The 10,133-nt window shown below is 70.8% G+C and carries 6 protein-coding genes and 1 pseudogene; 3 read left to right on the forward strand and 4 right to left on the reverse strand.

Features of this window, described 5'->3' with window-relative positions; translation table 11 throughout:
• Nucleotides 1–471: 471 nt before the first annotated feature.
• Nucleotides 472–1,047, reverse strand: a pseudogene (locus tag ACWD5Q_RS20975) (thiolase C-terminal domain-containing protein); the annotation flags it as partial.
• On the opposite strand from ACWD5Q_RS20975, the gene ACWD5Q_RS20980 reads away from it, so the two are divergent.
• On the forward strand, nt 1,037–1,573 hold the full coding sequence (locus tag ACWD5Q_RS20980) for an NUDIX domain-containing protein (protein WP_451428528.1): 537 nt from the start codon (nt 1,037–1,039) through the stop codon (nt 1,571–1,573). The pseudogene ACWD5Q_RS20975 and the gene ACWD5Q_RS20980 overlap by 11 nt on opposite strands.
• 161 nt (nt 1,574–1,734) lie before the next feature.
• Here the strand turns inward: ACWD5Q_RS20980 and ACWD5Q_RS20985 are convergent, their stop codons facing one another.
• The gene (locus ACWD5Q_RS20985; protein ID WP_451428529.1) at nt 1,735–4,101 is read right to left on the reverse strand and encodes a glycoside hydrolase family 31 protein; all 2,367 of its coding nucleotides are present in this window, start codon (nt 4,099–4,101) and stop codon (nt 1,735–1,737) included.
• A gap of 212 nt (nt 4,102–4,313) precedes the next feature.
• On the opposite strand from ACWD5Q_RS20985, the gene ACWD5Q_RS20990 reads away from it, so the two are divergent.
• Complete coding sequence (locus ACWD5Q_RS20990; protein ID WP_451428530.1) at nt 4,314–6,281, forward strand: acetoacetate--CoA ligase; 1,968 nt, start codon at nt 4,314–4,316, stop codon at nt 6,279–6,281.
• Nucleotides 6,282–6,420: 139 nt separating this feature from the next.
• Nucleotides 6,421–7,314 (forward strand): hypothetical protein, encoded by an 894-nt coding sequence (locus ACWD5Q_RS20995; protein ID WP_451428531.1) that lies wholly within the window; start codon nt 6,421–6,423, stop codon nt 7,312–7,314.
• Between the two features lie 127 nt (nt 7,315–7,441).
• On the opposite strand, the gene ptsP is transcribed toward ACWD5Q_RS20995, so the two are convergent.
• Nucleotides 7,442–9,112 carry a phosphoenolpyruvate--protein phosphotransferase gene (gene ptsP / locus ACWD5Q_RS21000; protein ID WP_451428532.1) on the reverse strand — a complete coding sequence of 557 codons (1,671 nt, stop codon included), beginning with the start codon at nt 9,110–9,112 and terminating at the stop codon, nt 7,442–7,444.
• A gap of 81 nt (nt 9,113–9,193) precedes the next feature.
• Nucleotides 9,194–9,643: a PTS sugar transporter subunit IIA gene (locus tag ACWD5Q_RS21005; RefSeq protein ID WP_451428533.1), complete on the reverse strand. Its 450-nt coding sequence runs from the start codon at nt 9,641–9,643 to the stop codon at nt 9,194–9,196.
• Nucleotides 9,644–10,133 lie beyond the last annotated feature (490 nt).

The following is a 10,133-nucleotide window of genomic DNA, read 5'->3' on the forward strand; positions in this document are numbered from 1 at the left end:
CACCGGCAGCCCGTACCCCGCCGACCGGGGTACGGGCCGCGGACGTGCACCGAGTTCGTCGCACAGTACGGCCGTCCGGGGGTCCTGCCAGACGATCGCGTTGTGCATGGGTGTGCACGTGGCGCGGGCCGGCAGCACCGTCGTCCCGCGCTGGTCGGTGATGCCGAGCGCGCCGCGCCCGGCCAGGCGTCCGCGACGAGCGTTCCTGTGCAGCGGAATCGTCCGGTGGGGGACGGCCCGCGCGGAGGCGGGCCTCAGGGGCGCACGGGTGAATACGCCTGAAAGCGGCGATGCCGACTGGCGTCCGGCTGTTCACATAGGATTCCTGGGTGGTCACAGAGCGTGTGAATGGTCGCGAACGGTCTCCGGGCGCGCGCGGAGCCGCCCTGAGGGGCGACTTGGCGGGCCGCCGTGTCCGTCGCCCGACCAGGGCGCGGAAGACCGGTGCCATGCCGGGACGACAGGTAGTGATCACCGTACGGCGATCACTGCGGAGCCATGACCGAACCGTCCTCGGTTCGCGGTGATCCCCACCTGCGCCCCGCCACTTGCCGGTCGCCCGCGTTTCCCCGCAACTGCCACGTCAGTTCGCACACCTGGGCGATCGCCTGCGCCGGAACCGCCACTCCGAAGGACTCCGGCCCACCACTGACGTTGACGGTATGCGCCCGCCGAGCGTCGTGGACCCTTCGCGCAGCAGCTTCGCGGCCTCGCCCCGCGCGCACAGCCCCAGGTCCTCGTACCACTGCAACTCCAAGACCGTGGACAGGTCGTGGACCTCCGCGAGTGAGAGGCCCTCCGGCCCGATGCCCGCTTCCTCGTAGGCGGTACGCGCGATCGAGGCGCGGAACGTCTCGCCGGCCGGCTCCACCACGCCGTGCCGTCGCGCGAACTCCACGCTTGACAGCACGAGTGCCGCGCCGCCGTCCGAGGTCGCGCAGATGTCGACCAGCCGCAGGGATCGGCGACGACGGGGGAGGCACCCGGCGTCGGAGCAGCGGCAGGGGCCCTCCGGGTGATCGGATACAGTCCGCCCGTGTCCGAATCCCCGTTCCCAGCCGTCGGCTTCGTGCCGGGCTCCCATTGTTCGAGCTGCGGGGCGCCCTACGGAGGGGGCATCTCCGGCTGGCCTCGCACCTGCGCCGCCTGTGGCACGGTGGCCTACCGCAATCCGCTGCCCGTCGCGGTGGCTCTCCAGCCCGTGTACGACGCCAAAGGCACCGCCCTGGTGGTCATCACCCGAACCATCCCTCCCGCGCGCGGCGGCGTCGCGTTGCCCGGAGGGTTCATCGACCACCGCGAGGACTGGCGGCATGCGGTCGTCCGCGAGCTCAGGGAGGAGACCGGCATCGACGCGACAGGCCGCGACGTGCGACTCGTCGACGCGATGAGCTCGCCCGACGGCCATCTGCTGCTCTTCGGACTCCTGCCCGAGCGCCCGGCGGCCGAACTGCCGCCGTCCGTCGGCACGGACGAGACAGAGGGCTGGCACCTGCTGCGCCGACCGGCCGAACTCGCCTTCCCGCTGCACACTCTTGCCGTGCAGGGGTGGTTCGAGGGCCGCTACGTGTGAACCAGAGACGGGACGGCACCTGCGCGCGTCCCGCCTTCCGTCCCCACCCGGGCCGCCCTCGCCCGCGCGACGCGCACCCGGAGCCGGCCCGTGGCAGGCCCGCGCACCTTCGCGCACGGCCGAACCGCGCGCGGTGCCGGCCCGCGCCTGGCCCACCGGCGTCATTCGCGGCCGAGTCCCCGCACGCGTACCGGATACACGGGCTCGGTCCGGCCTTCGTGGCCGTCCCGCTTCACCATGACCCGACGGCCCTTCCACCGCGTCACATAGCGTTCGACCTCCGGCTCGTCCCAGCCGTCGCCCGTGTCCGGCACCACCAGCCCGCCCCCGGACCTCCCGCGCGCGGGCGCCCAGACCTCGAGCTCCAGACCGCCGTCCTCGCCCCGCACCGGCAGCACGGCACCGGCGCGCGCGAACACCGGGACCCGTGCCATGGAGACATCGACCACCACCTGGCCCGGACCCTGGTACGCCTCCTCCGTCACCGCGTCGTACCAGAGCCCCCGCGGCAGCAGCACCGTCCGCCGGTCGGCGCCGGGATCCAGCACCGGCGCCACCAGGAGAGCATCGCCGAGCAGAAAGGCGTCCTCGCAGTCCCGCAGCGCCCGGTCCTCGGACTCACCCCACCACAGCGGCCGCACATAGGGCGCCCCCGTGCGGCGGGCAAGATGCGCCAGGGTGACGAAGTACGGCAGCAGACGGCGCCGCTCGCCGAGCGCCACGCGCGCGTGCTCGAGGACGTCGTCACCGAACTCCCAGGGCTCCCGGCGCCCGGCCCGCATGCTCGCGTGCGTACGGAACAGCGGCAGGTACGAGGCAAGCTGGAACCAGCGCAGATACAGCTCGGGCGACGGACTTCCGTCGAAGCCGCCCACGTCCGGCCCCGAGTACGGCACTCCGCACAGCCCGAGGCCCAGTACCAGCGACAGCGAGGCGCGCAGCCCGGGCCAGCCCGTGGCCACGTCCCCGGACCAGGTCCCCCCGTAGCGCTGCATCCCCACCCACCCCGAGCGCGAGAACAGGAAGGGCCTCCGCTCGGGAGCCAGGTTCCGCAGGCCCTCGTACCCGGCCCGGGCCATGCACAGCGCATAGACGTTGTGCGCCTCCCGGTGGTCACCACCGCGGCCCTCCAGTGCGTGCCGGGCCGAGCGGGGCAGGGTGTTCTCCCCGAAGGCGGTGAACGACACCGGCTCGTTCATGTCGAGCCACAAACCCTCGAAGCCCTGCGCGAGACGCTCCTGGAGGAGCCGGCCCCACCACTGCCGCACGCGCGCGTGCGTGAAGTCGGGGTAGACCGCCTCCCCGGGCCACACCACCCCTTCGACCACCCGGCCCGAGGCGTCCCGCACGAACACGTCCTCGGCGCTCCCGCTGTCGAACACCGGGTCGCCCGGCTCGGCCTTGACCGCCGGGTCCACGATCGAGACCAGGTGGACGCCGTGCCGGCCCAGCTCCTCGGCGAGCAGCGGCAGTTTCGGGAAACGCTCCCGGTCGACCGTGAACACCCGATGGTCTTCGTAGTGATCGATGTCCAGATGGACGGCATCAAGCGGAAGGCCGCGCTCCTGGTAGCCCGCGACGATCCGCCGCACCTCCTGCTCGCTGCCGAACCCCCACCGTGCGTGATGGTGCCCCAGGGCCCACGCGGGCGGCACGGCCGGCGTCCCGGTCAGCGACGCCCAGACGAGCAGCACGCGCGCGGGGGTGCCCACCATCACCCAGCAGCGCAGCGGCCCGCCGTCCATCCGCACCTCAGAGGTGCCCGCCCGGTCATGCCCGGAACCCGCGCCCTCCTGGCCCTCGCGCAGGGTCACCTTGCCGTCCCACGACGTGTCGAGGAAGACCAGATGAGTGGCCGCGTCGGCGACCACCATCTGCACCGGCATGGTGATGTACAGCGGGTCGTCGCCGGGCTCGAAGGGCCGACCCGGGTCCGTGTTCCACAGCCGGTACGTCCCGTTCCGCAACCGCGGGCCCGCGGCCCGTCCGCCCAGCCCGAAGAACCGGGCGTCCGCGGCCACTTCGGACCGCTGCATCCAGCGTGCACCGCCCCCGTCCACGGGCTCCCACCAGCGCGGTGGCAGATCCCGGCGCAGGGTCACCCCGCCCGGCGTGCGCACCTCGACCGTGCCGTGCCGCGACACCGCGACCGTGACACGCTCCGCCACCACCCGCCAGCCGCCGTCCTTGTCCGGCTCCAGCACGGCCCGCGGATCCGGCTCCGGACTGCGGCCCGCGAGCGCGTACGACGGCTCCGGCTCCGCCCCGTCCCAGCCCCAGAACACGGCGCCGTTCACGGCGACCATGATGCGCAGTTCGGCCCGGGCGAACCGCACGACACCACCGCCGGGACCAGGCTCCGCACTCTGCACGGGACCAGGCACCCGCGCCCGCTCCGCACCCCGTCGCGGCAACCCGGTGGCGTCGGCACGCCTCCGGCGCCACGCGGCCCGCACGGTGCGCCAGCCCTGCACCGCACCCCCCGAACCGACCGCCTTCACCGAACGCACCAGGTCACGACCGTCCATACTCCTCACCCTGTCATCGACATCCCACGGTAGGGCGCCGTTCAACTGTCGCTCACCCGTGTCGAGAGCACAGGTTCACGGTCCCAACTATGTGCGGCGCACCCTGGTGTAGAAGTCGATCACATGGCATCGTCCGTGTCAGCCGCGTAACGCGCACACCCCAGCACGTGCGCGACTCACGCACACGACGCGTACAGTCCGGGAGCCGCCCCATGACGTCAGCGAACCCCTCGCCGCTCTGGCGGCCCGACCCCGACCGTATCGCCCGGGCACAGATCACCAGGTTCCAGACCTGGGCGGCCGACCGCCACGGAGCCCCCTCCCAGGGCGGCTACACGGCCCTGCACCGCTGGTCGGTGGACGAGCTCGACACCTTTTGGAAAGCCGTCACCGAATGGTTCGACGTACGGTTCTCCACTCCGTACGCGCGTGTGCTCGGCAACCGCACCATGCCCGGCGCGGAATGGTTCCCCGGTGCGACCCTCAACTACGCCGAACACGCCCTCCGCGCCGCGGCCACCCGCGCCGACGAACCGGCCCTCCTCGCGGTCGACGAGACCCATGAGCCCCGCCCGGTCACCTGGTCCGAGCTGCGCCGCCAGGTCGGCTCGCTCGCCGCAGAACTGCGCGCCCTCGGCGTACGCCCGGGAGACCGCGTCAGCGGGTACCTCCCCAACATCCCGCAGGCCGTCGTCGCCCTCCTCGCCACGGCCGCCGTCGGCGGAGTGTGGACCTCCTGCGCTCCCGACTTCGGCGCACGCAGCGTCCTGGACCGCTTCCAGCAGGTCGAACCCGTCGTCCTGTTCTCGGTCGACGGCTACCGCTACGGCGGCAAGGAGCACGACCGCCGCGAGACCCTCGCCGAACTGCGCCGCGAACTGCCCACCCTGCGCGCCGTGGTCCACATCCCGCTGCTCGGCACCGAGGCTCCCGAAGGCGCGCTGGACTGGTCGGCCCTGATCTTGGCCGACACCGAGCCCGTCTTCGAACAGGTGCCGTTCGACCACCCGCTGTGGGTGCTGTACTCCTCGGGCACGACGGGTCTGCCCAAGGCCATCGTCCAGTCCCAGGGCGGCATCCTGGTCGAGCACCTGAAGCAGCTGGGCCTGCACTGCGACCTCGGCCCCGAGGACCGCTTCTTCTGGTACACGTCCACCGGCTGGATGATGTGGAACTTCCTCGTCTCCGGTCTCCTGACGGGCACCACCATCGTCCTCTACGACGGCAGCCCCGGCCATCCCGACACGGGCGCCCAGTGGCGCGTGGCCGAACGCACCGGGGCCACCCTCTTCGGGACCTCCGCGGCCTACGTCATGGCCTGCCGCAAGGCGGGCGTGCACCCGGCGCGCGACTACGACCTCACCGGGTTGCAGTGCGTGGCCACCACGGGTTCTCCGCTGCCGCCGGACGGCTTCAGCTGGCTGCACGACGAGGTCGGCGACGACCTGTGGATCGCCTCCGTCAGTGGCGGCACCGACGTGTGCTCCTGCTTCGCCGGCGCCGTCCCGACCCTCCCGGTGTACCTCGGCGAACTCCAGGCACCCGGCCTCGGCACCGACCTGCAGTCCTGGGATCCCAGCGGCAACCCGGTCATCGACGAGGTCGGCGAACTGGTCGTCACCAACCCCATGCCCTCCATGCCGATCTATTTCTGGAACGACCCCGACGGCAGCCGCTACCACGACAGCTACTTCGACATGTATCCGGGAGTGTGGCGCCACGGCGACTGGATCACGCTCACCTCCCGCGGTTCCGTGATCATTCACGGCCGTTCGGACTCCACGCTCAACCGCCAGGGCGTGCGCATGGGCTCGGCCGACATCTACGAAGCCGTCGAGCGCCTCCCGGAAATCAAGGAATCCCTGGTCATCGGCATCGAGCAGCCGGACGGGGGCTACTGGATGCCCCTCTTCGTGCACTTGACCCCCGGAGCCGTCCTCGACGATCCGCTGCGGAACCGCATCAAGCAGACCATCCGCGAACAGCTCTCGCCGCGCCACATCCCCGACGAGATCATCGAGGTCCCGGGCGTCCCGCACACCCTCACGGGCAAGCGGATCGAGGTCCCGGTCAAACGCCTCATGCAGGGCACCCCTCTGGAGAAGGCCGTCAACCCGGGCTCCATCGACAACCTCGACCTGCTCCACTTCTACGAGGACCTGGCCCGCAAACGCGCCTGACGCACCGCGCCGCATCCCACCGCGCCCAGGCCCCAGGATGAGGCCGGGCCGTCGCCCGTCGGTCACCGCGACCGGCGGGCGTTGTCAGTGGTCCTCGTTACTGTATGTGATGACCGATCGACTGAACGTAGGGGGAGTCATGGCACACACCGAGTACCAGACCATGCGACGTATTCTGCGCCGCGAGATCGCCGGCACCATCGGCCTGCTGACCGACGAACACGACTTCATCGCGATGCGGCGCTACCGCACCTTCACCTTCGACGACCACACGACCTACCTTCGGCAGGTGGAAACCCTGCTGAAGGCCCGCGCCGCCCAGGGCACCCACACCACCATCGCCCTCTTCGACCCGGAGGAATACGCGGAGTTCTGCGTCGACAGCGGCCTGGAGCCCGACGCCCCGTCCAGCCGCACCCGCTTCACGGCGGAACTGGCCGCTACCGGAGCCGCCATCCCGTACGAGGGCCAGCCGCTGGACGAACTCGTCCCGGACCTGGTCGACGAAGCCGTCCGCCAGGCCACCTGGCAGTACGCGACCACAGCGCTGGCCCACCTCGGGGCGTGCGCCTCCTGCGGGGAGGACATCGGACACGCCGCCTTCGCCCACGCCGCTCGACTCCTCGCCCGCATCCTCGACACCGCGAGCCCGGGCCACCGCCACCTGGTCTGCAGTGTCACGGCGCCGCCCGAAACCCTCGTCGCGGTGCTCCACGCCGATGAGGATCCCGACGGCACGAACCGCATCGACGAGACGGAAGCCCTCGAATTCACCACCGTCCTCGCTCTGGGCTTCGCCACTCACGCGGCCGGCGGGCTCGTCATGCGCACCACCGCGCCCGACGCGACGGACCGTGTCTACGGCTGGCGCCTGCGCGGTGAGCGGTTGGAACCGCTCACCGCCGGAGAGGTCTTCGACGCCTACTGCACCGACGTCGAGTCCGGCGACCTGGTCGCACCGGAATCCGGCGTCGACTACAGCGCCCCACCCGACCTCGGGGACGACGGCCTCATGGCGGGCCACAGGCACTGAGCGGCGGCAGATCCCCACCGATCCGCAGCAGGAAGGAGCCTGAACGGGGGAAGGGCGCCCCACCCACAGGTGGAGCGCCCCGCCACACGAAGATCGACGCGAGTGATCGACGCAGTGTGAGCCCCGGCTACTCGCCGGACAGCACCGACTGGGCCGCCTTGCGCGCCTCGTCGGCCGTGTCGGCCGCACGCGCGGCAGCCGCGGCACGCTCGCACTGCGCCAGCGTGTACTTCGCCAGCGTGGCCCGCACATAAGGAATGGACGCCGCACCCATCGACAGGGAGGTGACACCCAGGCCGGTCAGCACACATGCCAGCAGCGGGTCCGAGGCGGCCTCGCCGCACACACCGCAGCTCTTGCCCTCGGCCTTGGCCGACTCGGCGGACAGCGCGACGAGATCGAGCAGGGCTGGCTGCCATGGGTCCTGCAAGCGTGAGACGGCACCCACCTGGCGGTCCGCGGCGAACGTGTACTGCGCAAGGTCGTTGGTCCCGAGTGACAGGAACTCGACCTCCTGCAGAATCGCGCGCGCTCGGAGAGCGGCCGACGGTATCTCCACCATCGCGCCGAACTTCGCCTGCAACCCTGCCGCACGGCACGCGTCCGCGAACGCCTTCGCGTCGGTGCGGTCGGCGACCATGGGAGCCATGACCTCGAGATAGACCGGCAGCCCCTCGGCTGCCTTCGCGAGCGCGGTCAGCTGCGTGCGCAGCACCTCGGGGTGGTCGAGCAGCGTCCGCAGACCCCGTACTCCCAGCGCTGGGTTCGGCTCGTCGGCCGGGGTCAGGAAGTCCAGCGGCTTGTCCGCACCCGCATCGAGCACGCGCACGACCACACGGCCCTCGGGGAAGGCCTCCAGCACCTGCCGGTAGGCCTCGACCTGCTTCTCCTCGGACGGTGCCTTCTTGCTGTCGTCCAGGAACAGGAACTCCGTGCGGAACAGACCGACACCCTCGGCCCCGGCCTCGACGGCGGCCGGCACGTCCGCGGGACCGCCGACGTTCGCCAGCAGAGGCACCTTGTGCCCGTCGGCGGTGGCTCCCGGCCCGCTGGAGGCCGCAAGGGCGGCCTTGCGCTCGGCGGCCGCCGCCTCTAGCTGTGCCTTCTTCTCGTCGCTCGGGTTCACGAAGATCTCGCCGGTGCTGCCGTCGACGGCGATCATCGTGCCCTCGGCCAGTTCACCCGCACCCGGCAGCGCCACGACGGCGGGGACACCCAGAGCACGCGCCAGGATCGCGCTGTGACTGGTCGGCCCGCCCTCCTCGGTGACGAAGCCGAGGACCAGGGCCGGGTCCAGCAGCGCCGTGTCGGCAGGCGCAAGATCACGGGCGACCAGGACATACGGCTCGTCGCTGTCCGGGACACCGGGCATGGGAACCCCGAGAAGACGGGCGACGATACGGTTCCGTACGTCGTCCAGGTCGGCCACGCGCCCGGCGAGGTACTCCCCGGCGCCGGCCAGCAACTCCCGGTACGCGGCGAAGGCGTCGTACACGGCGCGCTCCGCCGTACTGCCGACGGCTATACGACGATCCACGTCCGCTATCAGCTCGGGGTCCTGGGCCATCAGGGCCTGAGCCTCCAGCACGGCCTGGGCCTCGCCACCCGCCAGATTGCCGCGCGCGGTCAGATCGGCTGCCACAGCCTCGACGGCCTGGCGTGCACGCCCCTGCTCGCGCTCCGCCTCTTCGGCAGGGATCTGCTTCGCCGGCGGTTCCAGCACCGCCGTTCCCATGTGCCGGACCTCGCCGATCGCCACGCCATGGCTCACACCGACGCCTCGCAGCGTTGTGTCCATCTCACCCGTCTCCGAATCATGCGGCGAGTCCCGCCACCGCGATGGTTGTCGTCTGTCATGCCGATCACTACGGCATGGGCCTCACTGCCAGGCGAAGAGCTGGTCGCCCGCCTTCACATCGCCGTCCTCGCGGAGACCGGAAAGGGCGTCGGCTGTGGCCTCGAGGGCCACGACCGGGCACACCGGGGACTTGCCGGCCTGCTCCACGGCAGCCGGGTTCCAGCGCACGATGGCCTGCCCACGCGCGACCGTGTCGCCCTTGTTGACGAGCAGTTCGAAGCCCTCACCGTTGAGCTGCACGGTGTCGATGCCCAGGTGAGTCAGCACGCCATGACCCTCTCCGTCCACCACGACGAAGGCGTGGGGATGAAGCGAGACGATGACCCCGTCCACGGGGGAGACAGCCTCCAGGGGCTCACGCACGGGGTCGATCGCCATGCCGGGCCCGACCATGGCTCCTGAGAAGACCGGGTCGGGTACTGCGGTCAGCGCGATCGCGCGCCCTGCGAGAGGGGACGTCACGGTGGTCATGGGAAGCCTCCCAGGGGTGGAGATCCAAACGGGCCGTCACTGCCTGTCCCGGACGGCACACTGGGCAGCAGCGTATGTCATATGAAGTGACGGTTCCGCATGAGACGTGGGGGTTGGCGGGCCTCGGGACGCGGCCCGGACGATTTGCGCCCCGCTGTCACTGCGTGTACAGTCTTACTCCTGCCTGGGGCGAGAGATGCGACCAAGCGTCCGTGCTCGGCAGCACCCAACTTGTCAGATCCTATCTCGGGATCCCTTCTGCATGTCTGTAGAACGGTGGTCAGAGAGACGGAAAAACACTGATAGAGTCGGGAAAGCCGGAAAGGGAAACGCGAGAGCGGGAACCTGGAAAGCGCCGAGGAAATCGGATCGGAAAAAGATCTGATAGAGTCGGAAACACCGAAGGGAAGCGCCCGGAGGAAAGCCTGAGAGAGTCTCTCGGGTGAGTACGAAGGAAGCGTCCGTTCCTTGAGAACTCAACAGCGTGCCA

The sequence above is a fragment of the Streptomyces sp. NPDC002513 genome, from assembly GCF_053595355.1.

Excerpts from the sequence above, each read along its gene's own strand:
- ACWD5Q_RS20985 (WP_451428529.1), bottom strand. The coding sequence starts at position 4,101 with ATGGACGGTCGTGACCTGGTGCGTTCGGTGAAGGCGGTCGGTTCGGGG.
- ACWD5Q_RS20990 (WP_451428530.1), top strand. The coding sequence starts at position 4,314 with ATGACGTCAGCGAACCCCTCGCCGCTCTGGCGGCCCGACCCCGACCGT.
- ACWD5Q_RS20995 (WP_451428531.1), top strand. The coding sequence starts at position 6,421 with ATGGCACACACCGAGTACCAGACCATGCGACGTATTCTGCGCCGCGAG.
- ptsP (WP_451428532.1), bottom strand. The coding sequence starts at position 9,112 with ATGGACACAACGCTGCGAGGCGTCGGTGTGAGCCATGGCGTGGCGATC.
- ACWD5Q_RS21005 (WP_451428533.1), bottom strand. The coding sequence starts at position 9,643 with ATGACCACCGTGACGTCCCCTCTCGCAGGGCGCGCGATCGCGCTGACC.